Below are 25,278 nucleotides of genomic sequence, written 5' to 3'. Positions count from 1 at the left end.
ATTAGCGAACAAGGTTTAATTGATATTTTACATAGCTTCGGGTCAAAAGTCCGAATTTTTCGTAATTGGGCACTCGGATTCTCGTGTTTTTTATTTCCAGTGCTGGGGTTTTTTTCAGTTTCTTCAAGAGGCGTCTGTAATAGCGATATGCCATGAACACGCCAAATTTAGCTTCAGTGGGCAAAAGGAGAATGCCTTCATAGCCCTTCCTGAAATCTTCTTCTATATCATCTATAATTTGCTGTTTGGATGCTTCGTCCAATGCTTCTAAATTGGTATTTGGGAAATAGGTGCGACTTAATCCCTCAAAATCTGCTTTTAGGTCCCTGAGAAAGTTCACCTTCTGAAAAGCAGATCCCAAACTCATGGCAGATTCCTTCAATTCCTCGTACTTTGCCTGGTCTCCTTTCACAAAAACCTTCAGACACATGAGTCCTACTACATCGGCAGAACCATAAATGTACTGTTTGTACTCTTCTTCTGTTTGATATACGCTTTTTGAAAGATCCAAGCGCATGCTGTGCATGAAAGCATCAATCAACTCCTTGTCAATTCCAAATTCCTTAACCGAATGCTGAAAGGAATTCAAAATCGGATTTAAACTGATACCCTCTTCAAGTGCATATTCAAGGTTTTCCTCAAACCTTTGAAATAATGTGGCCTTGTCATAGTCATGAAAGGTATCCACTATTTCATCCGCAAATCGAACAAAACCATAAATATTGTAAATATGGGAACGTATAGAGGGCGCCAACATCTTCGTTGCAAGCGAAAATGAGGTGCTATAGGCATTGGTTACCTGTTTGCTACAGCTATATGATACGTTGTCGAAAATTTGCTTCATGACACTACTTCTTTTTGAATTAAACTTGAAACCAGTTTTCCTGAAATAAGCGAAGGGGGAACTCCTGGGCCAGGAACGGATAATTGACCAGTGAAGAACAATCCTTTCACTTTCTTGCTCTTTAATTTCGGTCTTAAAAAGGCTGTTTGCAAAAGGGTATTGGCCAAACCATAGGCATTTCCCTTGTAACTATTGTATGCCTCTATAAAGTCATTAATACAAAAAGACTCTTTAAAGATAACGTATTTTTTGACTTCTTGTTGGGTTAATTTCTCGAAACGATCCATGATAATATCGAAATATTGGGACCGTAATTCGGGGGTATCTTCCAATCCCGGAGCTAAAGGAATTAGGAAAATTCCAGCTTCTTTGCCTTTAGGAGCGGCGTCTTCATCTGTTTTCGACGGGAAGCTCGCATAAAAAAGTGGATCCTTAGGCCATTTTGGATGATCATAGATATCTTTTGCATGTGCATCGAATGGCACGTCAAAAAAGAGCGTATGGTGCTCTACATTCTTCAGTTGCTTTTCGAATCCCACATAAAAAAGGAGGGAAGAAGGGGCGAAGGTTTTTTTGTCCCAGTAGCTTTCCGAGTATTGCCTGAATTTTTTGTCTAACAAGCTCTCGGTATGATGATAATCTGCACCACTCAATATAATATCCGCGGTTATTTCTTCAGAATTGACGACCAGCCCTGTAGCTCTATCCCCTTCTACAAGTATTTTTTCGACAGTCTGATCCACCTTAATGGTAACTCCTAGACTTAGGGCCAATTCTTCCATACCTTGAATTACACTATACATCCCGTTTTTAGGGTGAAAGGTTCCCAAGCCGAAATCGGCATAATTCATAAAACTATAAAAGGCAGGAGTGTCAGAGGGTTTTGCACCTAAAAATAGTACCGGAAATTCAAGTATGGAAACCAAACGCGGGTTATCGAATTCCTTTCGTACTTCCTTACTAATAGTACTAAAGAACTGTCCCAGCTTTTTGATCGTTGCCGGAGTTACGAGCTCCAATGGAGATATACCTGGGCGATAAACCAAATCTTTTATGGCGATATCATAATTATCCTTGGCCTCCTTAATGAACTGTTTCAGTTTTTTGGAACTTCCAGGCTCTTCTTTTTCAAAAGCTAGGCAGATTTTGTCTAGGGTGTCCCCTATGGTTATGAAGTCCTTTTCTCCAAAATATACTGAATAGGCTGGATTCAGCTTTATTAAATCGTAGTATTGGGATGGATCCTTACCAAAATCACCGAAAAAACGCTCAAAAACATCTGGCATCCAGTACCATGTTGGGCCAATATCGAATGTAAAGCCCTCCTTTTTAAGTTGGCGGGCCCTTCCGCCAACCGTAGGGTTTTTTTCATAGACGGTCACTTCATGTCCAGCTTGGGCGAGATAGGCCGAGGCGGCTAAAGAAGAAAAACCGGATCCGATTATGGCTATTTTCTTTTTCATTTTTGTTTAACGAATATAGTCAATATTTAAACAAAATAAGATTAGGGAAAAAAAATTATGTCGCATTTAGCTTTTGAAGACGTAAACGTAATTCTTCCAAATTTTCGACGATCTTGACATTTTCCGGTAATTTGCTGTGAACCACTCCCATTGTCTTATATCCCATAATCCATAACGGCATGGGTTTATCCGCTCCTAATGTTTTTTGGAAGCGTGCTACGTAATCATACACACTTTCCTTATCTGGTTTTACTGTGAAATAGGAGAGAAAAGTGATTTCCTCGTAATGTTTCAGAATATGTTTCAATCCATCCACAGGAATATTCGTTCCTAGGTATACCGAGGCGAAACCTGCAGCCACAATTTCATAATTGGCGAACAGTAAACCTATCTCATGTATTTCTTCATAAGGAAGGAAAAGGGCAAAATAAGGAACTTTCTTGTCCTTATTTTCCTCCTGCAATTTGGTGATATTTATGATGATCTTTTGCTTGATCAATTCTGAGATAAACCGTTCGTGAGAAGGATCTATGGTACCCGTTTGCCACAAAATCCCTATTTCATTCAAGAGCGGTAAGAATACCTGATAAAAAATTTCGCGAAAACTTTTGGTCTTGGCTAATTTCGTATAGGTCTGTGTAAAAAGGGAATGATCAAAATCGAACATGGCCGTTTTAAAGGCCTGTTGTGCAAAATCTTCCTGATTCTTTTTGGAAAGGCTATTTATGAGCTTGGCTATTTCATCCTGCTTAAAACCAGCAATTTTGGAAATCTTGTATCCTTCATTGTACAAAAGGGTTACATTGAGTAACTTCTTAAGGTTAATGAGGTCGTATTTCCTAATATTAGTGTCGGTCCTGGCGGGTTCCAGAAGGTTGTAGCGCTTCTCCCAAATACGAATTGTGTGTGCCTTAACACCACTCAGATTTTCTAAATCCTTAATACTGAATTGAGTTTTTATTAACATAGCTGTATTCGCGCTCACAGTTCAAAGGTACTAAAAACGAAGCTCGATTTCTTAAATTGTTTAATATTTTAACAAAAATTATAAACATTTTCAATTAAGCCTTTGGCTATTTTCAAAATTCGTTAGGCCATAGTTATTGATTTTTCTACTAATGTTTCTTTTTAGAGACCCATCTATCGTGAGCTTACTTTATGTTTCATTAGATTGTTCATAGGTATATCTGCCTTGTGTCACTATTGTTACCCATGTCCCATGCATTTTTTGACTACTTTTAAGAAAAATCTGGTTTTCATTAAACCAAGAAGTAAAATAACCGTTATGAAATTTAGACTTGTTTTTGCACTATTCCTATGTATGACCTTTACCAATCTTTACGCTCAGAATCTTATTGGGGATGAAGATGAAATGAACGTTATTTTGAAAAATATACAGGTGTTTTCCGAATTGGTAATGAACAGTGATTTTGAAGGAATTGGAAATACATATACGGAAGATGCGAAAATCTTTCCAACCAATAAGGCAATTATAGAAGGGCGGGAGGCCATAACCGATTATTGGAAACTACCGGAAGGAACGGTAATAAGTTATCATAAAATCATTCCAGAGGAAATAAAAATTATAGGCGATGAGGCTTATGATTTTGGCTATTACGAAGGTGCCACACAAAAAGATGGCAAAGAATCGAGGTGGCAGGGAAAGTATGTGATTGTTTGGAAAAAAGTTGGTGACGACTGGAAGATCTATCTTGATATTTGGAATAGGGTGGTTAATTGATCGGTTTATAGATTAAACACCACCCTTTCATTAGGGCTTATTGGGTTGACAAAAAAAAGACCGCTCCTTTTGGAGCAGTCTTTCGTCGTACCGAGAATGGGAATCGAACCCACACGCCCTAATGGACACATGGCCCTCAACCATGCCTGTCTACCAGTTCCAGCACCTCGGTGTAGTATATGAACAAAAAAAGCCGAGCAAAACGCATCGACTTTTTTGATCTTTGGTGACCTGGCTGGGGCTCGAACCCAGGACCCTCTCCTTAAAAGGGAGATGCTCTACCAACTGAGCTACCAGGTCATAAAAATGAAAACGTTTTTCTTCGTTTTCGTGCTAAACATTTTTTGCGTTAGCGGGTGCAAATATAAGATCATTCTATTTATTATTCAAAGCAAAAAGGATTAATTTTTATAAATATTTGTTCATCCTTTTCAACCGACGATAATTGCGATATTTGTAGTCATGAAAATTATACTTATTGGCTATATGGGAAGTGGGAAATCGGCTATCGGCAAACTACTTTCCAAAGCATTGAACTATACATTCGTCGATTTGGATGCAGAAATTGAATCTTCTGAAGGGACCACAATTGCAGGGATCTTTGAAAAGAAAGGCGAAATCTATTTCCGGAAGAAAGAAGCGGAAGTATTGAAAGGTCTTATGGGTACCAATTCAAATGCTGTAATCGCAACGGGAGGAGGGACCCCATGCTATGGTACTGTGATGGATGATTTATTAAGGAATACACAGTCCATTACCGTGTATTTAAAGTGCTCCGTAGATACCTTAACGGAGCGTCTTTTTCCCGAAAGGGAACACAGGCCCATGATTTCTCATTTGAACACTACCGAATTGCTCAATGATTTTATTCGCAAGCACCTTTTCGAGCGCTCCTTTTATTATAGTAGGGCCGAGGAAAAAATTACGTGCGACGAATTGAATGAGCAGGAAGTGGTAGAAAAAATAATATTCACCTTATTCTAGGACGGCGGTACAACTATTGCGGTCAAATTGAACGGCTACATTTTCATTTAAGGAAGTGGAGAGGGATATCCCCTTAAAATCAGCTTTTACGGGATATTTTTTATGATTTCTATCTACTAATACTGCCGTTTTGAACTGTCTCAGGGGTACGTCTAAGAAATGCTTTACCCCATAGATGAGGGTAGTACCAGAATGAAGCACGTCGTCTACCAAAACAAGTGACTTGTTTTCAATTTCTTCAATGGACATGGATGTGGTTACAGGATTGGTAGGCATTTTTTTGTCCACATAAACCTCGCACAAAGAGACTTTTAACGGTGATATTTTTTCAACCTCCGTTTTCAACCGTTTGGCCAACAAATACCCATTTTTCATGATGCCCGCCAACACTACCTCAGATTCATTTACATTGGTTTCATACACTTGATAGGCCATTCTACGAATCTTATGTGAAACTTGTTGATTTGTCAATATGGTTGTTCCTTCGGGCATACCTTGCTTTTTTTTCAAAGATACAAATTTGAAGAGGTTCTATTCGTCGGTGTCTTCTGTAAAGTCTTCCAAATCCCGTCGATCCTTTTTGGTGGGTCGTCCTGTTCCTTTTTTGCGATAATAATCCTTGGCAAATTTCAGTAAATCGGTGTTTTCAAATGCTTCTTTAGGAGTGGTGTCGGTACGATATAGTCCCACCAATTTGGCACCTACACGGCTTGGGGGGATTTCATTAACTTCCAGGGAATAGTTTATTTGGTTTTTTCGCACCGTGATTTGATCTGCTGGGTATACCTCTCGTGAGGGCTTTACTATGGCGTCATTTATGCGTACGGCTCCCTTCTTACAAGCAATAGCAGCTTGGTTCCGGGTTTTGTAGTAGCGTGTACACCATAGATATTTGTCAATCCTCATACCATCGGGCTTAAAAGTGCGTTAAATAGAGGACAAAAATAACGGAAAATTGTATCTTGCGCCATTAAAAAATTGAAGATGAAGAGAGCAAAATTACTTGCCATATTTACAATAACCCTCCTAAGTTTTATTTCGTGCCGAAATGATGACGGGAATATTGAGTTCGTACCAGCCCGTGATAGAGGCGAAGAAGTTGCCGCTTCTACCGCAATTATTGAGGACTACCTGCAAACCCATTTCTATAATTATGAAGAGTTTGAAAACCCTCCGGCCGATTTCGATAGAAAAATTCGTTTCGATACCATTGCAGGGGACAATTCAAATAAGATATCATTATTCGATCATCCGAACTTGCGATCTAAAATGGTTGCCGATCGTGTAGATGAAGGGGTGGAGTATAAACTGTACTACCTAAATGTAGAACAAGGAGGTGGTGAAACAAGTCCAGAATTCCCTGATGTTACCGTTGTGACTTACGAAGGAATTTGGATAAATGAGGAAAACTCAGGTACAGCCTATACGAATTTATTCGATAGTTCTGTGGTGCCTGTTACCTTCGACCTCACAGGGGTTGTTAATGGTTTTCAGGATGCTATGATTGAGTTTAATGTAGCCGAAAGCATTACCACCAATTCCGATGGTTCCGTTAATGTGGAAAATCCTGGCATCGGTGCTGTTTTCATGCCTTCGGGCTTAGGGTATTATGTGAGCACCCCAGTAGGATCTGGTATTCCAGTATATGCGCAGCTTATATTTACTTTCCATTTGTACCAGTCGAGACAAGGAGATCAGGACAATGATGGGATTCCATCCATTTTCGAAGACTTAAATGGTAACGAATTGGAGGAAGATGACGATACAGATAGTGATGGACTTCCGAATTATTTCGATGGTGACGATGACAATGATGGTCGCCCTACATCTGGTGAGATTGTAGCGAGACAATATGTGAATGAGGAAAATCCAACATTGCTGCCAAACGAATTTGAAATCAATAGAAGTATCGATGAAGATACGGGTGATCTAATCGTTAACACTGTTGAATATATAGATGCCAACAACAATGGGGTTTGGGATCATTTAGATGATAGTATATAATAATCCCGATCGGGATAGGAAATAAAAAAAGCAGCTCAAAATGAGCTGCTTTTTCTGTATGTAGGGATAGCTTATTTTCTCCCAATTGCTTTCAAAGATGCCTTTACAATAGCGTCTGCATTCAATCCATATTTTTCCATTAATTGATCTGGTGTTCCAGATTCCCCAAACGTATCTTGTGTGGCAACGAACTCCTGCGGTGCAGGATGATTTTCTGCCAGAACACGGGAAACACTTTCTCCTAGACCTCCTAGAAAATTATGCTCTTCGGCAGTAACCACACAACCCGTTTTACTTACACTGGAAATAATGGCTTCTTTATCAAGTGGCTTAATGGTGTGTATATTAACAACATCAGCAGAAATTCCCTGCTCATGAAGTGTTTCAGCAGCCTGTAGCGCTTCCCAAACCAAATGCCCCGTTGCAACAATGGTGACATCGTTTCCTTCTTGCAAGTGGACGGCTTTACCAATTTCGAAGGTTTGATTTTCGGGTGTGAAATTTGCCACTTTTGGACGTCCAAAACGCAGGTATACTGGGCCATGATGCTCAGCAATTGCTAAGGTAGCGGCTTTAGTTTGGTTAAAATCGCAAGTATTAATAACGGTCATACCTGGAAGCATTTTCATAAGTCCAATGTCTTCAAGTATCTGGTGTGTTGCTCCGTCTTCCCCAAGCGTTACACCGGCATGGGAAGCACAGATTTTCACATTTTTATGACTATACGCAATGCTTTGTCGTATCTGGTCGTATACACGACCTGTGGAGAAATTGGCGAACGTTCCCGTGAAAGGAACTTTGCCTCCTATGGTCATTCCTGCAGCTAAGCCCATCATATTGGCTTCTGCAATTCCCACTTGGAAAAAGCGTTCGGGATGATTTGCTTTAAACTCATCCATTTTAAGGGAACCGGTTAGGTCTGCGCATAATGCTACTACGTCGGGATTTGTTTTTCCCAATTCAGTAAGACCAGCTCCAAAACCAGAACGGGTATCTTTTTTGCCAGTATCTATGTATTTTTTCATAATTCAGCTTAAATTTTAATAATCCCCAAGGGTTTCTTGGTTTTGAGCAAGACCTATTTCCAATTGCTCATCGTTAGGAGCTTTACCGTGCCAGGCATGGGTATGCATCATAAAATCAACTCCATTGCCCATAACAGTGTGCATTAGGACACAGACAGGTTTTCCATTTCCTGTTTTTGCTTTGGCGTCATTCAATCCATTGATAACCGCCTCTAGATCATTACCTTTTTCTACTTCCAATACGTCCCAGCCAAAAGCCTCAAATTTCGCTTTCAAATTACCTAAAGGTAGAACGGCATCTAAAGAACCATCAATCTGTTGGCCATTATAATCGACAGTAACCACAACATTGTCTACCTTATTGGCAGCAGCATACATAATGGCCTCCCAATTTTGTCCTTCCTGTAATTCTCCATCACCACATAGGGCATACACCACATGAGGGTCATTATTCAGTTTTTTGGTCTGCGCCGCTCCAACAGCAACAGAAATTCCTTGTCCCAAAGATCCTGATGCTACACGTATACCTGGTAACCCTTCATGAGTTGTAGGGTGTCCTTGTAAACGAGAGTTAATTAAACGGAAAGTATTTAACTCTTCTACAGGAAAATATCCCGAACGAGCCAAAACACTATAAAAAACGGGAGAAATGTGCCCGTTGGATAGGAAAAAGAGATCTTCATCCTTTCCATCCATATCAAATCCATCCTTACGGTCCATAATCACTTGGAAAAGGGCCACAAAAAATTCGGTGCAACCTAGAGAACCGCCAGGATGTCCTGAGTTCACTTTGTGCACCTGTCTTAAAATATCCCTACGAACTTGTACAACAAGGTCGTTTAGGTAATTCATATCTGGCATACATGTATAGTTTATATGCAGCCAAAAGTACTATTTTCCTCAAGGGGTGCAAAGAAGAAAATGCAGCATTTATTAACGATTTTTGGATTTTAGTTAACATAGGTATTTCGGCAGGGAATGACCTAAATTTTGGTTCCGAAAAATGTAAAGTCTAACATTTATTTACCATTCTTACCTAGAAATCCCACTATCTTTGCCTGCCATAAAGAAGTTCGTGAATGAAATTTGAATTATTTGGAAAAGATCCTGCTTCTAAAGCACGTGCGGGAACCATTACCCTGGATCATGGGCCAGTAGAAACGCCTATTTTTATGCCTGTAGGGACTGTGGGTACAGTAAAAGGCGTGCATCAGAAAGAGCTTACCGATGAGATAAATCCGGATATCATTCTGGGAAATACCTATCATTTGTATTTACGTCCTCAGACCGATATCATTGAAAAAGCTGGGGGACTTCATAAGTTCATGAATTGGGATCGCAATATCCTCACAGATAGTGGAGGGTACCAAGTATATTCACTTTCGGCAAATAGGAAGATTAAGGAGGAAGGAGTGAAATTCAAATCCCATATCGACGGAAGTTATCACGTGTTTACCCCCGAAAATGTAATGGAAATCCAACGCAAGATTGGGGCAGATATCATTATGGCTTTCGACGAATGTACACCCTATCCTTGCGATTATGAATACGCCAAGCGATCCATGCATATGACCCATAGATGGTTAGATAGGTGTATGAAACATTTGGAAAAGACTCCGCTTACCTATAATTACAACCAAACGTTTTTTCCTATCGTGCAAGGAAGCACTTACAAAGATCTTAGAAGGCAATCTGCAGAATATATTGCAAGTGTTGGTGCACACGGTAACGCCATTGGCGGCCTTTCTGTTGGGGAACCGGCAGAAGAAATGTATGCGATGACAGAGGTAGTTACTGAGATTCTTCCCGAGGATAAACCAAGATACCTAATGGGTGTGGGTACACCCATAAACCTGCTTGAGAATATTGCTTTGGGAATTGATATGTTCGATTGTGTAATGCCTACCCGAAATGGTAGAAATGGAATGTTATTTACGGCACATGGAACTATTAATATCAAAAACAAAAAGTGGGAGGATGACTTCTCTCCCATAGATGAAATGGATATTACCTGGGTAGATACCGCTTACAGTAAAGCATATGTAAGACACCTTTTTACAGTGAATGAAATGTTGGGAAGACAGATTTGTACCATTCATAATTTGGGCTTTTACCTATGGTTGGTTCGCGAAGCCAGAAAGCATATCTTAGCGGGTGATTTTGCTGCCTGGAAAAATAAAATGGTAGTTCAAATGGACAAAAGGCTGTAATGCTAAGTATACTGGATAAGTACATACTCAAGAAATATTTAGGGACTTTTCTGCTCCTACTACTGTTATTTATCCCAATTGGTATTACGGTAAACTTGGCTGAGAAAATTGATAAGATGCTAGCCAATGAAGTCCCCATTACAGAAATCCTTTTGTATTATGTAGACTTTACGGTGTACTTTGCGAATTTGCTATTTCCGCTCTTTTTATTTTTATCGGTTATTTGGTTTACCTCCAAATTGGCGAATAATACAGAGGTCATAGCATTTTTGAGTAGTGGGGTTTCCTATTATCGTTTTTTGAGACCCTATATGATTGGAGCAACGATTGTATGTGTAGGGGCCTTTATTTTGGGCAATTTTTTGGCACCAAAGGCAAGTAAAGGGTATAATGAATTTACATACAAGCATCTTAAGCGTGGTAAGAAGGACAGGGATTTGGGGAATGTGTATCGGCAAATAAATGATAAGGAATATATCTATGTCAATAAATTCAACTTGAAGGATCGATCGGGAAATCATTTTACCATAGAACACTTCGAGGGCAATAAGATGACATTTAAGATCATGGCCAATCGTATAAAATTCAATGAAGACTCTACCTACACCCTTCTTAATTACTCCAAAAGGATAGTAGGAGAAGGCAGGGATTCTATCATTACCTTGGCAAGAAAGGATACCATTTTCGATTTCGACATGGAGGATCTTACCCCCGTGGAATATATTGCTGAAACTCTTAATTTCAATGAGTTGAACCGCTTTATAAGTAGGGAGAAAGAAAAAGGCTCCCAGTATATTAATCGATACGAGGTGGTGAGGTACAAACGCTGGAGTTTGCCGGTATCTGCCTATATTCTTACTATTATTGCCGTGGCGGTTTCATCTATGAAGCGTAGGGGAGGTATGGGGGTAAACTTGGCCATTGGAATAGGTATTGGGATGATATTTATCTTCTTCGACAAGATATTTGGGACCATGGCGGAACAAAGCAGTTTTTCACCATTCGTAGCTACTTGGTTCCCCAACTTTATTTTTGGTATTTTGGCCATTTACTTATTGCGCAATGCGAAACGCTAGACTCCTCAATTATCTCCATTTACATTTTATCGTTTTTATTTGGGGTTTTACAGCGGTGCTGGGTGCACTTATTACCCTAGAAGCCATTCCTCTGGTTTGGTATAGAATGTCACTTGCTACAGTGCTGGTTTTAATCTTTGTATTGATAACCAGAAAAAGAGTAAAGTTTTTACCACGAACCATTTTTGGGTTTTTTATTGCTGGACTAATTATAGCGGTTCACTGGCTTACTTTTTTTGGAGCCATCAAAGTATCCAACGTGTCAATAACATTATCGGTCATGTCTACGGGAGCGTTTTTTGCAGCCTTACTCGAACCGTTGTTTTATCGTCGCAAAATAATTTGGTATGAAGTACTATTTGGATTAATGGCGATCATTGGACTATATATCATTTTTAGGGCCGAAGCCGGTTATACCTATGGGATGGTTTTAGCATTGATATCTGCATTTTTGGGAGCTCTGTTCTCCGTTATAAATGGCAAGTTTGTAGAACGGTACAGTGCATCGTCTATATCCCTCTATGAACTATTTTTTGGTGTGCTGTGTATTTCTATATATCTTCTGGCAACTGGTGGATTTACCCCTAGTTTCTTTAAAATATCCCCAACAGATTGGTTTTATCTGTTTATTCTGGCGTCTGCATGTACTGCCTACGCTTTTATCGCCTCCTTGCACGTTATGAAGTGGTTGAGTCCGTATACGGTCATGCTGACCATCAATTTAGAACCAGTGTATGGAATCTTACTGGCATTGGTAGTGCTAAAGGATAGTGAATACATGAATCCGCAATTCTATTATGGGGCCCTTATCATTTTAGTGACAGTGATAGCAAATGGGATCATTAAGACCAAAAAGCAAAGAAAAAAGGACACTATATCATCAACCTAAAAACAAAGTTTTATCTTTGTGCACTAACCAGAAAAAGACGCATATTCGATACTTATGGAATATCTTGAATTTGAGTTACCGATAAAAGAGCTGCAGGAGCAATACGAAAAGGCATGTAAGATTGGCGAGGAAAGCGATATTGATGTGAGCAACACCTGCAAGCAGATTGAAAAGAAATTAGCAGAAACCAAAAAGGAAATATATAAGAATTTGACACCTTGGCAACGTGTACAGTTGTCACGTCACCCCAACCGTCCCTACACCTTGGATTATATCAATGCCATTTGTGGGGATTCTTTTTTAGAATTGCACGGAGACCGTAATTTTAAGGATGATAAAGCGATGATTGGGGGCTTGGGCAAAATTGGGGATCAGAGTTATATGTTCATTGGTCAGCAAAAAGGATACAATACCAAAACCCGTCAATACCGAAACTTTGGGATGGCTAACCCTGAGGGGTATAGAAAAGCACTTCGTTTGATGAAGTCGGCCGAGAAGTTTGGTATTCCTGTTGTGGCACTGGTTGACACCCCAGGCGCATATCCTGGATTAGAAGCTGAAGAAAGAGGCCAGGGTGAGGCAATTGCTCGTAATATACTTGAGATGACACGTTTAAAAGTGCCTATCATTGTGGTCATTATTGGAGAAGGTGCCAGTGGTGGTGCATTGGGTATTGGAGTAGGGGATCGTGTCCTAATGCTAGAAAATACATGGTACTCGGTTATTTCGCCGGAAAGCTGTTCTTCTATACTATGGCGAAGCTGGGAGTACAAAGAACAAGCAGCAGAAGCTTTGAAGCTTACTGCTACCGATATGAAGAAATTAAAGTTGATCGACCTTATTGTTAAAGAACCCCTTGGAGGAGCACATACCAATCGAGAAGAAACGTTTATGACGGTTGCTAAGGCGATTTCAAAAACCCACGGTGACTTAAAAGACTTATCACCAAAAGAATTGGTCGAAAACCGTATGGAAAAATATTCTGAAATGGGAGTCTACAAAGGCTAGTTTCAGCAATAGCAGCCCATTACAAAATCCGAGGTGATGACTTCGGATTTTTTTAGCTCTTATCAACAATAAATTAAAGTTTTCAACAGTTCATTTGTTAAAGAACGGTGAACAGACATCCTTTGAAAAATGGCTGTCCTCTTAACAATTTTTTTACATTCGTTCCATGGAAAAAATTAAACCTCACACTTCATTTACACCTAGAACTTCCCAGGTGATTTCGCTGGAAAAAGGCAAAATACCACCGCAAGCAGTTGATTTAGAGGAAGTTGTGTTAGGAGCAATGATGATCGATAAGAAAGGAGTCGATGAGGTTATAGATATTCTACATCCGGATGCCTTCTACAAAGAAGCCCATAAGCACATATTTGAAGCCATATTCAACCTTTTCGAAAACAGTGAACCCGTCGACTTATTAACGGTTTCGGCTCGTCTCAAAAAGGAAAAGAAATTAGAATTGGTTGGAGGGGAGTTTTACCTCATTCAATTAACCCAGAAAGTCTCATCCTCGGCACACATTGAGTTTCATGCTCGTATCATTCTTCAAAAATTCATCCAGAGAAGTCTCATTAAGGTTTCGAGTGAAATAATTGAAGACTCTTACGATGAAGGAACCGATGTATTTGACCTTTTGGACAATGCCGAAGCCAAATTGTATGAGATTACACAGGGAAATATAAAGCGCTCTTCCGAAACAGCCCAAAACTTGGTAATTCAGGCCAAGAAAAAGATTGAAGAAATCGCCAACAGGGAAGGACTCTCCGGGATACCATCGGGTTTTACACAAGTAGACAAGCTGACTTCGGGATGGCAGCCCAGTGATTTAATTATTGTGGCGGCTCGACCTGGTATGGGTAAAACGGCACTAACGTTGTCTATGGCTCGCAATATGGCCGTAGAATACAATACACCCGTTGCTTTTTTCTCCTTGGAGATGTCTTCGGTACAATTGATTACAAGGCTTATTTCCTCGGAAACCGGACTTTCTTCCGAGAAATTAAGAACAGGAAGTTTGGAAAAACACGAATGGGAACAATTAAACGTGAAGGTAAAAGGGCTTGAAAAAGCACCTTTGTACATAGATGATACGCCGTCCCTTTCTATTTTCGATCTTAGGGCCAAGGCACGTAGATTGGCTTCACAATACGGTATTAAAATGATCATGATCGATTATTTGCAATTAATGACAGCCGGGGGAAGCCAAAAAGGAGGGAATAGGGAGCAGGAAATCTCGACTATTTCCCGTAACCTAAAAGCATTGGCCAAAGAGCTTAATGTGCCGGTAATAGCACTTTCCCAATTATCCCGTGCCGTTGAAACCCGTGGTGGAAGTAAGCGTCCCTTGCTTTCCGACCTTAGGGAATCTGGTGCGATAGAGCAGGATGCCGATATCGTTTCCTTTATCTATCGTCCGGAATATTATAAAATCGATGAATGGGATGATGAAGAACGAACTCCCACTGCCGGGCAAGCTGAGTTTATCGTAGCTAAGCACCGTAATGGTGGACTGGATGAAATACGTTTGAAATTCGTTGGCCATCTTGGACGATTCGAGAATTTGGAGACCTTTGATTTTCCAACAGAAATCCATTCAAGAATGAACGACGCAGCCAATGATGATACGTTTAGACCCGACAACCTTCCTTCACCAGACGAAGCTTTTGGTAGCGCCATGAATGATGAAGATCCCGATGATGGGATCCCTTTCTAATGAATTAGGCCAGATTTAGCAATTCCTTTAGATTTTTCTGTTCAGTTTGTTCCTATATTGTTGGTTTAAGTTCAATCAATCAATACACAGAAAAAATGAAACAGTTTGTTCTAACTTTTGCAATTATCCTATGTGCTTTTTCCACCGCGATAGCGCAGGATGCCGAGATTGATTCGGTAAAAAAAACCTTGAATTATTATCTGGATGGTGGTACCAACAATGATTTTGAAACCCTAAAAAAAGCGTTCCATGAAACTGCGACCATGAAGTATATCAGGGATGGATCCTATACGGAGGTAAATGCGGTAGAATTCTTTAAAAAAGTCATGAAACCTGGGCCCAAACAAAATAGGGAAACCAAAATTCTATCTGTCGATGTCTCTGGACATGCAGCACACGCCAAATTAGAAATACGCTACGAAAACTTCTCGTTCATAGATTATATGAACTTGCTTAAGGTGGATGGCGAATGGAAAGTAGTGAGCAAAATATTTTATAGAAAACCCCACTCAGAAATTTAACGCTTATGGCTCGACTTTTGTAGTTATATTAGCCGCTCAGCCAAGCTGAAATATTATACGTATGCGATTAGTTATCATTATTTTTCTTTTCCTAATATCCTCACAGGGGTTTGCATCTTATATCTTAATTCCGATGGATGCAGAGAGTCAGGCAGAACATCTAAAGGCCTATGGAATCACTTACTGGACATTGGAAAGGCAAGTAAAGGCAAAGTGGTTGTTGAATTATAGGGGAGGCTCGTTTCTACTTCCGGATGCGGAGGAAATTCGAAAGGAATGTAGGATTCGAGGGGTTTCTTTTGAAGTTATTAGTGATTCGGAAGCGAATAGCATATTAGAGGAAATAAGCAGTCCGTCCAGAAATATGGAAGCTGTTGTTTTAGAGAAAGCTCCTAAGATTGCGGTGTATTCACCCAAAGGAAATCAACCGTGGGATGACGCTGTTACTATGGTACTTACCTACGCCGAAATACCTTATGAAGTGGTATATGATGAAGAAGTTTTAGGCGATCAATTATTGCTTTATGATTGGTTGCACTTGCATCACGAAGATTTTACGGGTCAATATGGGAAGTTCTACAGGGCGTATCGTGCAGCACCTTGGTATATTGAAAATAAAAAAAACTCGGAAGCATTGGCAACCAAGTTGGGGTATAGTAAGGTATCCGAAGCTAAAAGGGATGTGGCACTAAAGATCCGGGATTATGTTATTGGTGGCGGTTTTATGTTCGCTATGTGCAGTGCTACGGATAGTTTCGATATAGCCTTGGCGGCAGAAGGAGTAGATATCTGCGAACCCATGTTCGATGGAGATTCCAGCGAACCGGGATACCAGAGTAAAATTGACTATAATAAGACATTTGCTTTCAAGGATTTCATTTTAGAGAGAAGTCCAATGGTCTATGAATTTTCGTCTATAGACATGACCATGAAAAGGCAAATAATTAAGGAAACGGACTATTTTAGTTTAATGGACTATAGCGCCAAATGGGATCCGATTCCATGTATGTTGGTCCAAAATCATACGTCTTTGGTGAAGGGGTTTATGGGACAAACCACTTCATTTAAGAGAGATGAGATAAAGTCGAATGTGCTTATCATGGGAGAATTAAAGACAAATGGAGAAGCCAGATATATTCATGGAATACGAGGAAAGGGGTTTTTTACTTTCTATGGAGGGCATGACCCAGAAGATTATCAGCATAGGGTAGGGGACGCCAAAACAGAATTGGCATTGCATCCCAATTCTCCAGGCTATCGCCTTATTCTAAACAATGTATTGTTCCCTGCAGCCAAGAAGAAGAAACAAAAGACCTAATCCAGTTTCTCGGCGATACAATAAAAAAGTACATTTTCATCCACAAAAATGGGACTTATCTTGAGTTGAAAATACTTTGTAACTCCATCTATTCCGATATTAAAGGTGAAGGACTGCGATGTTAAGTCCTTCATTTCTTTTAGTGTTTTTCCGCCAATCGTTTTTTTCAAGGAAATGGTAAACACCTTTGGAAGCATTTTAAATAGATTGTCCCCTTCCCCGAATAACTTCTCAGCTTTTATATTCCATCTAATAATTTCACCACCCTGATCAATAATCATGGTCGCATTCAATGAGTTGTGCAGTACAGCAGAACACATGCGTTCACTGTTTTCCAATTTCTTCTCAACGTACTTGCGCTCCAATAGTTCCTTATTCAATTTTAGGTTGACCTCTTCCAGCTTCTTCAGTTGGGTTTTCAACAATTCACTCATTTGCGCCTTGCTGGGCATTTGGGCATTCTCCATTTTCATCAGGTCTTCGGGAACCAAATACACGATTGTTGTAAAGGCTTCCAATAAATAATAATTGTTGAAATGCTTGGTATAGGCTTGGTTAAAGATACTTAGCATAACTTGGTCACCCAGGCTTTCAGAAAGTTTTGCTTGAAGGGAGTTGGCGTATGCTAGGATTTCATTTAAAATTTGATGAATCTCCATTTCGGTACTGTACTTATCTATAAGAAACGGCTGATCCAATAATTTCTCGGCTTCACTCAGATAAGTATCCTTAAAATTACCAAGAAGTTTCTTGGCAGCGGCCAGGGCTTCTTTCAAAAATAATCGCGACAATGCTACTTTCTGTATTTCGTAAGGCAGGAACACGGCATATAGTTCATGGTATTCCGAGATGCCGGCGTATTCCATGAGGAACACCTCCCGGAATTCCTGTTTGCTTTTGTTAGCATATTCCTTTTGATTCAAGAGAAAATCTTCAATGTCCAAATACAACCTAGGAAATTCCTTAATTTTTTGGGAGGTGTCGCTCTTGTTGAAAAGCTTGAGCTTTGCTGATAATGAATCATTGAGCTTGTAAGATTGGAGCTGATGTGTCAAATCTTTAAAAACGGACTTTAAAATATATGCCTGTTCATCTGGATTGATGACCTTGGGTTTCTTGCGGCGAAGGAAACGTTTTAGATTTACCATGCCATTTATATTTTACTGGCTTTGTAAATTTTGTAAAAGCCAAAGGCAGAAAGCCCCCAAGTAAGTATAAGGGCAATAAACCAGGCATAGCTTCCTATAGTAGCACCCAGTATGGTTTTGAAAAAGTTATAGCCAAAAAGATGGTCAATTTGCATATGAATATGTCCGATGGCCATAACAAGGAAACCCCATGCGAGTAGCCTCATACCAGCACCAAATTTTCCTCCTTTTAAATTTCGGGCTGTAAAAAAGCTAAAGAAAATGGCAATGAGTAGAAATGGGAGTTCAAGCAATCCAAATAGTTCAGCTTCCGATGTCCCAAGGCTGCTATGCTCCTGTGCCCAAAGATTTAGAGGTAATAAGGAAATGGTTAGCACAAGGACTAAGAGGGTATTGGGTTTCATAAGGTAGGTTTGTTGTTTGTAAATGTCAATAGCCAAGACACTGTTTCACTTTGGCTAGCAATACAATATAACAATTATATACATACGATATGTCTGACGGGGTATAGGAAGGATCGTACAAAAAAAGCCTGCTACAAGAGCAGGCTTTTAAGCGAAATAATGGTTTATGATAGGCTTACGCCCTTACTTTACTTTATTGATTATAGCCTCAAAAGCTTCTGGGTGGTTCATCGCTAAATCGGCAAGCACCTTACGGTTCAATTCGATATCGTTAGCTTTTAGTTTACCCATAAACTGAGAATAAGACATTCCATGCTGACGGGCTCCCGCATTGATACGGGTAATCCATAAGCTTCTGAAATTTCTCTTTTTGTTTCGACGGTCCCTGTAAGAATATTGCATCGCTTTATCTACAGCGTTTTTAGCAACAGTCCATACGTTTTTACGTCTTCCAAAGTAACCTTTGGCTTGCTTAAGAACCTTTTTTCTTCTGGCTCTCTTCGCAACTGAATTTACTGATCTTGGCATAATTTTACATTTTTTGTAGCAGGCGGTCGATTGCTCAACACTTTGTCATATAATGGCCGTACTCCAGGGTTTTTAAAATAGTTTAACCGGTTAGGCAGTTTACTTCAAACGAAGCATTTGCTTAACATTGTCCTCGTCACTCTTGTGTACCGTAGTATCATGAGTCAAGGCAAGCTTACGTTTCTTAGACTTCTTTGTTAAGATGTGACTCTTAAACGCATGCTTTCTTTTGATTTTACCAGTTCCTGTAAGCTTAAAACGCTTTTTGGCACTGGATTTTGTTTTTTGTTTAGGCATTGTGTTCCTATTTTACTTATTTCGCTTTCTTTTTATAACAAACTTCTACTGAAGTAGTTTATTTCTTTTTAGGTGCTATGAACATAGTCATTCGCTTTCCTTCCAATTTTGGCATCTGCTCTACTTTTCCATAATCCTCGAGATCCTGAGCAAGACGCAATAAAAGGATTTCTCCTTGATCCTTATAAATGATGGAACGTCCTTTAAAGAATACATATGCCTTTAGTTTGGCACCATCCTTCAAAAACTTTTCTCCATGTTTCTTTTTAAACTCATAGTCGTGATCATCCGTATTGGGACCAAATCTAATTTCTTTGATCACAACCTTGGTTGCTTTGGCTTTCAGTGCCTTCTCTCTTTTCTTTTGTTCATAGACAAATTTTTTATAGTCCATGATCTTACAAACCGGGGGAGTTGCATTTGGAGAGATTTCTACTAGATCCTCTTCCAAATCCCGGGCAATTTCCAATGCTTTTTTCAAAGGGTACACACCCACTTCTACGTTGTCACCAACGAGACGAACTTCCTGTGCACGTATTTTTTCATTAATGAGGTGTTTGTCCTCTTTAATAATTCGGGCTGGCCCTCTACTTCTTTTTCTTCGTATTGCTATGGCTTAAAAAGTTTAGTTAAACGTTAAATTCTTTTATTGTTTCCTTTATTTGTTTTTCTACGATTCCCGTAAATTCCTCAATCGTCATGGTTCCTATATCTCCTTCAGAATGCTTTCTTACAGAGATCGTGCCATCATTTTCTTCTTGCTCCCCTACAATGATCATATAAGGAATTTTGTTCATTTCCGCTTCCCTGATTTTCTTACCAATCGTTTCGTTGCGGTTATCTACAAGGGCGCGAATTTCGTTATTTTCCAGCAAATTTAAAACTTTTTGAGCGTATTTCTCATATTTTTCGCTCAAGCTTAAAATGCTAACTTGTTCTGGCATAAGCCATAATGGAAAATTACCTCCTGTGTGCTCTAACAAAATAGCCACAAAACGCTCCATACTTCCAAAAGGAGCCCTGTGAATCATTACCGGTCTGTGAAGTTCATTGTCACTTCCCTTATAGGTAAGATCGAAACGTTCAGGTAGGTTATAATCTACTTGTATGGTCCCTAATTGCCAACTTCTGCCCAAAGCATCTTTCACCATAAAGTCTAACTTAGGACCATAAAATGCCGCTTCTCCTTCTTCAATAACATAATCCAACCCCTTATCCTTCGCAGCATTCAGGATGGCTTGTTCTGCTTTTTCCCAAACATCCAAATCCCCAATATATTTATCAGGATTTTTAGGATCCCGAATAGACACCTGAGTAGAGAAGTTTTCAAACCCAAGGGAACCGAATACGTAAAGAACAAGGTCAATCACATTTTTAAACTCCTCGTCCAACTGATCTGGAGTACAAAATAGGTGTGCATCATCTTGGGTAAAGCCCCTAACCCGAGTGAGACCATGAAGCTCTCCGCTCTGCTCGTATCTATACACAGTGCCAAATTCGGCGAATCGTTTGGGGAGATCTTTATAGGACCACGGACTACTTTTATAAATTTCACAGTGATGGGGGCAGTTCATGGGTTTAAGCAAAAACTCCTCATCCTCTTTTGGGGTTTTTATCGGCTGAAAACTATCCTCACCATATTTGGCGTAATGTCCAGAGGTGACGTACAATTCCTTTTGTCCGATATGAGGGGAAACGACCATCTCGTACCCGGCTTTTTTCTGGGCAGCTTTTAGAAAGTTTTCCAGGCGCTCGCGTAAGGCGGCTCCCTTAGGCAGCCATAAGGGCAATCCTTGGCCTACTTTTTCCGAAAAGGTAAATAATCCTAGTTCTTTTCCAAGCTTTCTGTGGTCTCGTTTTTTGGCCTCTTCCAATAAGGCTAAATGTTCTGTAAGTTCTTTTTGCTTTGGAAATGTAATTCCGTATACCCTAGTAAGCTGTTTTTGGTTTTCATCCCCTAGATAGTATGCCCCTGCAACACTAAGTATTTTAGCTGCTTTAACAATGCCCGTATTAGGGATATGCCCGCCACGGCATAGGTCGGTGAAGGAGTCATGGTCGCAAAAGGTGATGGTCCCATCTTCAAGGCCTGTTACCAATTCTACCTTATATTCATTCTTCCCTTCATAAAAAGCTAATGCCTCGGCCTTAGTGGCAGAACGCATTTTAAAGTCGTGCTTGCCCCTGGCAATTTCCAGCATTTTATTTTCAATGTTCTTGAAATCTTTTTCAGAAATCATTTCATCGCCCAAGTCTACATCGTAATAAAACCCTCTGTCGATTGCTGGACCAACCCAAAGCTTGACACCAGGATAGAGTTCTTCCAGTGCTTGTGCCAGAATATGGGCAGACGAATGCCAGAATGCCTTCTTTCCTTCATCATCCCTCCATGTGTAAAGTATCAGGCTTCCGTCTATAAGTAATGGGGTGGTGGTCTCTACCGTGGTTCCGTTGAAGGAAGCCGAAATTACATTTCTGGCAAGTCCTTCGCTAATACTTTTGGCAACATCCATAGGAGTTGCCCCTTTGTCGTATTGTTTTACGCTTCCGTCCGGTAGGGTGATCGCAATCATAGGTTTCAAATATTAAGGGGCAAAGATAGTACTAGTTTATTCTTTTTACAATATTGAATAGCTCCTTTGTGAAGGTGTTTTTTACTGAAACCAAAGGATTTTTCCTGAATTTACCTTGGGTCTTGGGGACGATTTGGGAAAATTGAATAGGGTGTATATAATATATAGGTAAAACAAACTGTTTTGGGGTGCTGTTCTGCTAAACAATGAATTATCAAACGGTTATATTTCTGGGTAAAAAAAACTTTGAAAAAAGTGTGCTTTAGGTTTGCATAAATCGAAAACCAAACTATCTTTGCACCCGCTTTGAAAGAGATATATGTCTCGATTGAAGAAGTGCAAAAACAACGTTCTGAAATTAATTTGAAATTTTTTTTAAAAAGTATTGCAGGTTAAAAAAACTGTTGTACATTTGCACCCGCAAAACGGATGAGGGATTGTTTGTTTTGTGTATTTAGAAGAGAATAAAGTTCATTGATATATTGAAATTGACAGCGCGTAGGACCGCGGTTTTTTTGAGACTGTGGTTCGACGAGAATAAACTAAACTAAGAATAGATACCTGAGATTTTTTTGAGGGCTTTTTGTTGTGCTTGAATTTTATTTAAGATTTAACGATGAAGAGTTTGATCCTGGCTCAGGATGAACGCTAGCGGCAGGCCTAACACATGCAAGTCGAGGGGTAACATTGGTGCTTGCACCAGATGACGACCGGCGCACGGGTGCGTAACGCGTATGCAATCTGCCTTGTACTGGGGGATAGCCTTTGGAAACGAAGATTAACACCCCATGGCATCATTTGACGGCATCGTCTTTTGATTAAAGGTCACGGTACAAGATGAGCATGCGTCCTATTAGCTTGTTGGTGTGGTAACGGCACACCAAGGCTACGATAGGTAGGGGCCCTGAGAGGGGGATCCCCCACACTGGTACTGAGACACGGACCAGACTCCTACGGGAGGCAGCAGTGAGGAATATTGGACAATGGGGGCAACCCTGATCCAGCCATGCCGCGTGCAGGAAGACTGCCCTATGGGTTGTAAACTGCTTTTGTACGGGAAGAAACACCCCCACGTGTGGGGGCTTGACGGTACCGTAAGAATAAGGATCGGCTAACTCCGTGCCAGCAGCCGCGGTAATACGGAGGATCCGAGCGTTATCCGGAATCATTGGGTTTAAAGGGTCCGTAGGCGGGCGATTAAGTCAGGGGTGAAAGTTTGCGGCTCAACCGTAAAATTGCCTTTGATACTGGTCGTCTTGAATCATTGTGAAGTGGTTAGAATGAGTAGTGTAGCGGTGAAATGCATAGATATTACTCAGAATACCGATTGCGAAGGCAGATCACTAACAATGCATTGACGCTGAGGGACGAAAGCGTGGGGAGCGAACAGGATTAGATACCCTGGTAGTCCACGCCGTAAACGATGGATACTAGCTGTCCGGCCTTCGGGCTGGGTGGCCAAGCGAAAGTGATAAGTATCCCACCTGGGGAGTACGTTCGCAAGAATGAAACTCAAAGGAATTGACGGGGGCCCGCACAAGCGGTGGAGCATGTGGTTTAATTCGATGATACGCGAGGAACCTTACCAGGGCTTAAATGCATTCGGACAGGGGTGGAAACACCCTTTTCTTCGGACTGTTTGCAAGGTGCTGCATGGTTGTCGTCAGCTCGTGCCGTGAGGTGTCAGGTTAAGTCCTATAACGAGCGCAACCCCTGTCGTTAGTTGCCAGCATGTAAAGATGGGAACTCTAACGAGACTGCCGGTGCAAACCGCGAGGAAGGTGGGGATGACGTCAAATCATCACGGCCCTTACGTCCTGGGCTACACACGTGCTACAATGGCCGGTACAGAGGGCAGCCACACCGCAAGGTGGAGCGAATCCTTAAAACCGGTCTCAGTTCGGATCGGGGTCTGCAACTCGACCCCGTGAAGCTGGAATCGCTAGTAATCGGATATCAGCCATGATCCGGTGAATACGTTCCCGGGCCTTGTACACACCGCCCGTCAAGCCATGGAAGCCGGGGGTACCTGAAGTCGGTCACCGCAAGGAGCTGCCTAGGGTAAAACTGGTAACTGGGGCTAAGTCGTAACAAGGTAGCCGTACCGGAAGGTGCGGCTGGAACACCTCCTTTCTAGAGATTCCCCCTATGGGGGATGAGAGGTACGACGAGAAGAATCCTTTAATGGGATCCTGTATCTTTCTTGGTTTAGCTGTCGATTTTGATTTATATATGCATGCAGTCTCATAGCTCAGCTGGTTAGAGCGCTACACTGATAATGTAGAGGTCGGCAGTTCGAGTCTGCCTGAGACTACGATACGTTCATATTGATATATTGAAAGGAAATTCTAGAAGTTGAGTAGTAGTTGTTATGGCTACTGGCTACTATGTACTAACTGCTAGTATATGGGGAATTAGCTCAGCTGGCTAGAGCGCCTGCCTTGCACGCAGGAGGTCATCGGTTCGACTCCGATATTCTCCACCAAGGGCAAAAAGGGATTTTTGCGGTTTAGCTGCCGTCCGTTGTGGCGGCCACCGTATGTTCCGGGCCCGGACAGTTCATTGACATATTGGGAAAAGAGATACGAGCGCAGTGCTTTATGCACTGTGCGCAATAATAAATTGAATCAAAACTCATTGAAAGAGCAAAAAGTACAATAAGCAAACTAAGGGCGTATGGGGGATGCCTAGGCTCTCAGAGGCGATGAAGGACGTGATAAGCTGCGATAAGCCACGGGGATCGGCACATACGAACTGATCCGTGGATTTCCGAATGGGGCAACCCACCATGCTGAAGGCATGGTACCCGAAAGGGGGCGAACCCGGGGAACTGAAACATCTAAGTACCCGGAGGAAGAGAAAACAATAGTGATTTCGTCAGTAGCGGCGAGCGAACGCGAATTAGCCCAAACCGGTTGTGTTACGGCACGGCCGGGGTTGTAGGACCGCAATATTCCATGCTTTACGAACTGGAACCCTTTGGAAAGAGGGGCCGTAGACGGTGATAGCCCGGTACAGGCAAGGACAGTTATGGATAGCGGTATCCTGAGTAGTGCGGGGCACGTGAAACCCTGTATGAATCCGGCGGGACCATCCGCCAAGGCTAAATACTCCTGAGAGACCGATAGTGAACCAGTACCGTGAGGGAAAGGTGAAAAGAACCCCGAACAGGGGAGTGAAATAGAACCTGAAACCATACGCTTACAAGCGGTCGGAGCCACTTTGTGGTGACGGCGTGCCTTTTGCATAATGAGCCTACGAGTTACTGTTGTTAGCGAGGTTAAGCACTTCAGGTGCGGATCCGTAGCGAAAGCGAGTCTGAACAGGGCGCTTTAGTTAGCAGTAGTAGACGCGAAACCGTGTGATCTACCCATGGGCAGGGTGAAGCTGTGGTAACACTCAGTGGAGGCCCGAACCCGTTGACGTTGAAAAGTCTTGGGATGACCTGTGGGTAGGGGTGAAAGGCCAATCAAACTCGGAAATAGCTCGTACTCCCCGAAATGCATTTAGGTGCAGCGTAATGATAGTTTTATA

Annotated in this window: 23 protein-coding genes, 4 tRNA genes and 2 rRNA genes (1 of these 29 only partly in view); 14 read left to right on the top strand and 15 right to left on the bottom strand. The window is 41.2% G+C overall.

Going from position 1 to position 25,278, the window contains the following annotated elements:
- Position 1 precedes the first annotated feature (1 nt).
- From AC6JAD_RS00320 to AC6JAD_RS00310, 3 genes are read right to left on the bottom strand one after another with little or no spacing between them, the layout of a single operon-like run.
- Positions 2–844 carry a phytoene/squalene synthase family protein gene (locus tag AC6JAD_RS00320; RefSeq protein WP_461304035.1) on the bottom strand — a complete coding sequence of 281 codons (843 nt, stop codon included), beginning with the start codon at positions 842–844 and terminating at the stop codon, positions 2–4.
- Complete coding sequence (crtID, locus tag AC6JAD_RS00315) at positions 841–2,307, bottom strand: bifunctional phytoene desaturase/3,4-desaturase (RefSeq protein ID WP_461304034.1); 1,467 nt, start codon at positions 2,305–2,307, stop codon at positions 841–843. Before crtID ends, AC6JAD_RS00320 begins: the two co-directional genes overlap by 4 nt.
- Before the next feature lie 55 nt (positions 2,308–2,362).
- A complete protein-coding gene (locus tag AC6JAD_RS00310) occupies positions 2,363–3,292 on the bottom strand; it encodes a MerR family transcriptional regulator (RefSeq protein ID WP_461304033.1) in 930 nt (309 codons plus the stop codon).
- A gap of 300 nt (positions 3,293–3,592) precedes the next feature.
- On the opposite strand from AC6JAD_RS00310, the gene AC6JAD_RS00305 reads away from it, so the two are divergent.
- Complete coding sequence (locus AC6JAD_RS00305; protein WP_461304032.1) at positions 3,593–4,048, top strand: YybH family protein; 456 nt, start codon at positions 3,593–3,595, stop codon at positions 4,046–4,048.
- 88 nt (positions 4,049–4,136) lie between these two features.
- Here the strand turns inward: AC6JAD_RS00305 and AC6JAD_RS00300 are convergent.
- Positions 4,137–4,220, bottom strand: a tRNA-Leu gene (locus tag AC6JAD_RS00300).
- Positions 4,221–4,272: 52 nt separating this feature from the next.
- Positions 4,273–4,348 (bottom strand) — tRNA-Lys (locus tag AC6JAD_RS00295).
- 162 nt (positions 4,349–4,510) lie between these two features.
- Between AC6JAD_RS00295 and AC6JAD_RS00290 the strand changes: the two genes are divergently transcribed.
- The gene (locus tag AC6JAD_RS00290; protein ID WP_461304031.1) at positions 4,511–5,032 is read left to right on the top strand and encodes a shikimate kinase; all 522 of its coding nucleotides are present in this window, start codon (positions 4,511–4,513) and stop codon (positions 5,030–5,032) included.
- Here AC6JAD_RS00290 and AC6JAD_RS00285 read toward each other — a convergent pair.
- Both AC6JAD_RS00285 and AC6JAD_RS00280 read right to left on the bottom strand, forming a co-directional pair.
- The gene (locus AC6JAD_RS00285) at positions 5,024–5,524 is read right to left on the bottom strand and encodes a phosphoribosyltransferase family protein (protein WP_461304343.1); all 501 of its coding nucleotides are present in this window, start codon (positions 5,522–5,524) and stop codon (positions 5,024–5,026) included. The two genes, AC6JAD_RS00290 and AC6JAD_RS00285, sit on opposite strands and share 9 nt — an antisense overlap.
- Before the next feature lie 39 nt (positions 5,525–5,563).
- A complete protein-coding gene (locus AC6JAD_RS00280; protein ID WP_461304030.1) occupies positions 5,564–5,938 on the bottom strand; it encodes an RNA-binding S4 domain-containing protein in 375 nt (124 codons plus the stop codon).
- 78 nt (positions 5,939–6,016) lie between these two features.
- Here AC6JAD_RS00280 and AC6JAD_RS00275 point away from each other — a divergent pair, with 78 nt between their 5' ends.
- Entirely contained in the window at positions 6,017–7,036 is a 1,020-nt protein-coding gene (locus tag AC6JAD_RS00275; RefSeq protein ID WP_461304029.1) for an FKBP-type peptidyl-prolyl cis-trans isomerase, read from the top strand.
- A gap of 71 nt (positions 7,037–7,107) precedes the next feature.
- Here the strand turns inward: AC6JAD_RS00275 and AC6JAD_RS00270 are convergent, their stop codons facing one another.
- The gene (locus AC6JAD_RS00270; protein ID WP_461304028.1) at positions 7,108–8,061 is read right to left on the bottom strand and encodes a transketolase family protein; all 954 of its coding nucleotides are present in this window, start codon (positions 8,059–8,061) and stop codon (positions 7,108–7,110) included.
- A 15-nt stretch (positions 8,062–8,076) separates the two neighbouring features.
- Positions 8,077–8,922 (bottom strand): transketolase, encoded by an 846-nt coding sequence (locus AC6JAD_RS00265; protein ID WP_461304027.1) that lies wholly within the window; start codon positions 8,920–8,922, stop codon positions 8,077–8,079.
- Positions 8,923–9,140: 218 nt separating this feature from the next.
- On the opposite strand from AC6JAD_RS00265, the gene tgt reads away from it, so the two are divergent.
- The 7 genes from tgt to AC6JAD_RS00230 all read left to right on the top strand — a co-directional run bounded on the left by tgt (position 9,141) and on the right by AC6JAD_RS00230 (position 16,794).
- On the top strand, positions 9,141–10,271 hold the full coding sequence (gene tgt, locus AC6JAD_RS00260; RefSeq protein WP_461304026.1) for a tRNA guanosine(34) transglycosylase Tgt: 1,131 nt from the start codon (positions 9,141–9,143) through the stop codon (positions 10,269–10,271).
- The gene (locus AC6JAD_RS00255) at positions 10,271–11,347 is read left to right on the top strand and encodes an LptF/LptG family permease (RefSeq protein WP_461304025.1); all 1,077 of its coding nucleotides are present in this window, start codon (positions 10,271–10,273) and stop codon (positions 11,345–11,347) included. The genes tgt and AC6JAD_RS00255 overlap by 1 nt, the downstream gene beginning before the upstream one ends.
- Complete coding sequence (locus AC6JAD_RS00250) at positions 11,334–12,236, top strand: DMT family transporter (protein ID WP_461304024.1); 903 nt, start codon at positions 11,334–11,336, stop codon at positions 12,234–12,236. The genes AC6JAD_RS00255 and AC6JAD_RS00250 overlap by 14 nt, the downstream gene beginning before the upstream one ends.
- 54 nt (positions 12,237–12,290) lie before the next feature.
- The gene (locus tag AC6JAD_RS00245; protein WP_461304023.1) at positions 12,291–13,244 is read left to right on the top strand and encodes an acetyl-CoA carboxylase carboxyltransferase subunit alpha; all 954 of its coding nucleotides are present in this window, start codon (positions 12,291–12,293) and stop codon (positions 13,242–13,244) included.
- Between the two features lie 166 nt (positions 13,245–13,410).
- Positions 13,411–14,955 carry a replicative DNA helicase gene (gene dnaB, locus AC6JAD_RS00240; protein ID WP_461304022.1) on the top strand — a complete coding sequence of 515 codons (1,545 nt, stop codon included), beginning with the start codon at positions 13,411–13,413 and terminating at the stop codon, positions 14,953–14,955.
- Between the two features lie 95 nt (positions 14,956–15,050).
- Positions 15,051–15,476 carry a nuclear transport factor 2 family protein gene (locus AC6JAD_RS00235; RefSeq protein ID WP_461304021.1) on the top strand — a complete coding sequence of 142 codons (426 nt, stop codon included), beginning with the start codon at positions 15,051–15,053 and terminating at the stop codon, positions 15,474–15,476.
- 61 nt (positions 15,477–15,537) lie between these two features.
- Positions 15,538–16,794, top strand: a complete 1,257-nt coding sequence (locus tag AC6JAD_RS00230) for an asparagine synthetase B (RefSeq protein ID WP_461304020.1) — start codon at positions 15,538–15,540, stop codon at positions 16,792–16,794.
- On the opposite strand, the gene AC6JAD_RS00225 is transcribed toward AC6JAD_RS00230, so the two are convergent.
- From AC6JAD_RS00225 to thrS, 6 genes are all read right to left on the bottom strand, one after another.
- Complete coding sequence (locus tag AC6JAD_RS00225; RefSeq protein WP_461304019.1) at positions 16,791–17,942, bottom strand: PAS domain-containing protein; 1,152 nt, start codon at positions 17,940–17,942, stop codon at positions 16,791–16,793. The genes AC6JAD_RS00230 and AC6JAD_RS00225 overlap by 4 nt on opposite strands.
- A gap of 5 nt (positions 17,943–17,947) precedes the next feature.
- Complete coding sequence (locus tag AC6JAD_RS00220; protein ID WP_461304018.1) at positions 17,948–18,346, bottom strand: hypothetical protein; 399 nt, start codon at positions 18,344–18,346, stop codon at positions 17,948–17,950.
- A gap of 183 nt (positions 18,347–18,529) precedes the next feature.
- Positions 18,530–18,874 (bottom strand): 50S ribosomal protein L20, encoded by a 345-nt coding sequence (rplT, locus tag AC6JAD_RS00215; protein WP_461304017.1) that lies wholly within the window; start codon positions 18,872–18,874, stop codon positions 18,530–18,532.
- A gap of 99 nt (positions 18,875–18,973) precedes the next feature.
- A complete protein-coding gene (rpmI, locus tag AC6JAD_RS00210; RefSeq protein WP_105216754.1) occupies positions 18,974–19,171 on the bottom strand; it encodes a 50S ribosomal protein L35 in 198 nt (65 codons plus the stop codon).
- A 58-nt stretch (positions 19,172–19,229) separates the two neighbouring features.
- The gene (infC, locus tag AC6JAD_RS00205; RefSeq protein WP_461304342.1) at positions 19,230–19,745 is read right to left on the bottom strand and encodes a translation initiation factor IF-3; all 516 of its coding nucleotides are present in this window, start codon (positions 19,743–19,745) and stop codon (positions 19,230–19,232) included.
- Positions 19,746–19,800: 55 nt separating this feature from the next.
- Entirely contained in the window at positions 19,801–21,744 is a 1,944-nt protein-coding gene (gene thrS, locus AC6JAD_RS00200) for a threonine--tRNA ligase (protein WP_461304016.1), read from the bottom strand.
- Between the two features lie 613 nt (positions 21,745–22,357).
- On the opposite strand from thrS, the gene AC6JAD_RS00195 reads away from it, so the two are divergent.
- The 4 genes from AC6JAD_RS00195 to AC6JAD_RS00180 form a co-directional block, all read left to right on the top strand.
- Positions 22,358–23,877, top strand: a 16S ribosomal RNA gene (locus AC6JAD_RS00195).
- 107 nt (positions 23,878–23,984) lie between these two features.
- Positions 23,985–24,058: transfer RNA gene (locus AC6JAD_RS00190), tRNA-Ile, on the top strand.
- Between the two features lie 94 nt (positions 24,059–24,152).
- Positions 24,153–24,229: transfer RNA gene (locus AC6JAD_RS00185), tRNA-Ala, on the top strand.
- Between the two features lie 170 nt (positions 24,230–24,399).
- Positions 24,400–25,278 (top strand): 23S ribosomal RNA (locus AC6JAD_RS00180); it runs 1,930 nt beyond the window's last position.
- Together the 16S and 23S rRNA genes with 2 tRNA genes alongside form the textbook arrangement of a ribosomal RNA operon.

It is taken from the genome of Aureisphaera sp., assembly GCF_059726885.1.
Note: the sequence above shows the minus strand (reverse complement) of the source record. Positions and strands in the feature narration are given on the sequence as shown.

What these genes read in the sequence shown, in the direction of transcription:
- crtID (WP_461304034.1), bottom strand. Translation starts at nt 2,307, where the DNA reads ATGAAAAAGAAAATAGCCATAATCGGATCCGGTTTTTCTTCTTTAGCC.
- AC6JAD_RS00320 (WP_461304035.1), bottom strand. Translation starts at nt 844, where the DNA reads ATGAAGCAAATTTTCGACAACGTATCATATAGCTGTAGCAAACAGGTA.
- AC6JAD_RS00275 (WP_461304029.1), top strand. Translation starts at nt 6,017, where the DNA reads ATGAAGAGAGCAAAATTACTTGCCATATTTACAATAACCCTCCTAAGT.
- AC6JAD_RS00225 (WP_461304019.1), bottom strand. Translation starts at nt 17,942, where the DNA reads ATGGTAAATCTAAAACGTTTCCTTCGCCGCAAGAAACCCAAGGTCATC.
- AC6JAD_RS00220 (WP_461304018.1), bottom strand. Translation starts at nt 18,346, where the DNA reads ATGAAACCCAATACCCTCTTAGTCCTTGTGCTAACCATTTCCTTATTA.
- AC6JAD_RS00250 (WP_461304024.1), top strand. Translation starts at nt 11,334, where the DNA reads ATGCGAAACGCTAGACTCCTCAATTATCTCCATTTACATTTTATCGTT.
- AC6JAD_RS00265 (WP_461304027.1), bottom strand. Translation starts at nt 8,922, where the DNA reads ATGCCAGATATGAATTACCTAAACGACCTTGTTGTACAAGTTCGTAGG.
- AC6JAD_RS00280 (WP_461304030.1), bottom strand. Translation starts at nt 5,938, where the DNA reads ATGAGGATTGACAAATATCTATGGTGTACACGCTACTACAAAACCCGG.
- rplT (WP_461304017.1), bottom strand. Translation starts at nt 18,874, where the DNA reads ATGCCAAGATCAGTAAATTCAGTTGCGAAGAGAGCCAGAAGAAAAAAG.
- AC6JAD_RS00290 (WP_461304031.1), top strand. Translation starts at nt 4,511, where the DNA reads ATGAAAATTATACTTATTGGCTATATGGGAAGTGGGAAATCGGCTATC.
- rpmI (WP_105216754.1), bottom strand. Translation starts at nt 19,171, where the DNA reads ATGCCTAAACAAAAAACAAAATCCAGTGCCAAAAAGCGTTTTAAGCTT.
- AC6JAD_RS00245 (WP_461304023.1), top strand. Translation starts at nt 12,291, where the DNA reads ATGGAATATCTTGAATTTGAGTTACCGATAAAAGAGCTGCAGGAGCAA.
- AC6JAD_RS00230 (WP_461304020.1), top strand. Translation starts at nt 15,538, where the DNA reads ATGCGATTAGTTATCATTATTTTTCTTTTCCTAATATCCTCACAGGGG.
- thrS (WP_461304016.1), bottom strand. Translation starts at nt 21,744, where the DNA reads ATGATTGCGATCACCCTACCGGACGGAAGCGTAAAACAATACGACAAA.
- AC6JAD_RS00270 (WP_461304028.1), bottom strand. Translation starts at nt 8,061, where the DNA reads ATGAAAAAATACATAGATACTGGCAAAAAAGATACCCGTTCTGGTTTT.
- AC6JAD_RS00285 (WP_461304343.1), bottom strand. Translation starts at nt 5,524, where the DNA reads ATGCCCGAAGGAACAACCATATTGACAAATCAACAAGTTTCACATAAG.
- tgt (WP_461304026.1), top strand. Translation starts at nt 9,141, where the DNA reads ATGAAATTTGAATTATTTGGAAAAGATCCTGCTTCTAAAGCACGTGCG.
- AC6JAD_RS00235 (WP_461304021.1), top strand. Translation starts at nt 15,051, where the DNA reads ATGAAACAGTTTGTTCTAACTTTTGCAATTATCCTATGTGCTTTTTCC.
- AC6JAD_RS00255 (WP_461304025.1), top strand. Translation starts at nt 10,271, where the DNA reads ATGCTAAGTATACTGGATAAGTACATACTCAAGAAATATTTAGGGACT.
- AC6JAD_RS00305 (WP_461304032.1), top strand. Translation starts at nt 3,593, where the DNA reads ATGAAATTTAGACTTGTTTTTGCACTATTCCTATGTATGACCTTTACC.
- dnaB (WP_461304022.1), top strand. Translation starts at nt 13,411, where the DNA reads ATGGAAAAAATTAAACCTCACACTTCATTTACACCTAGAACTTCCCAG.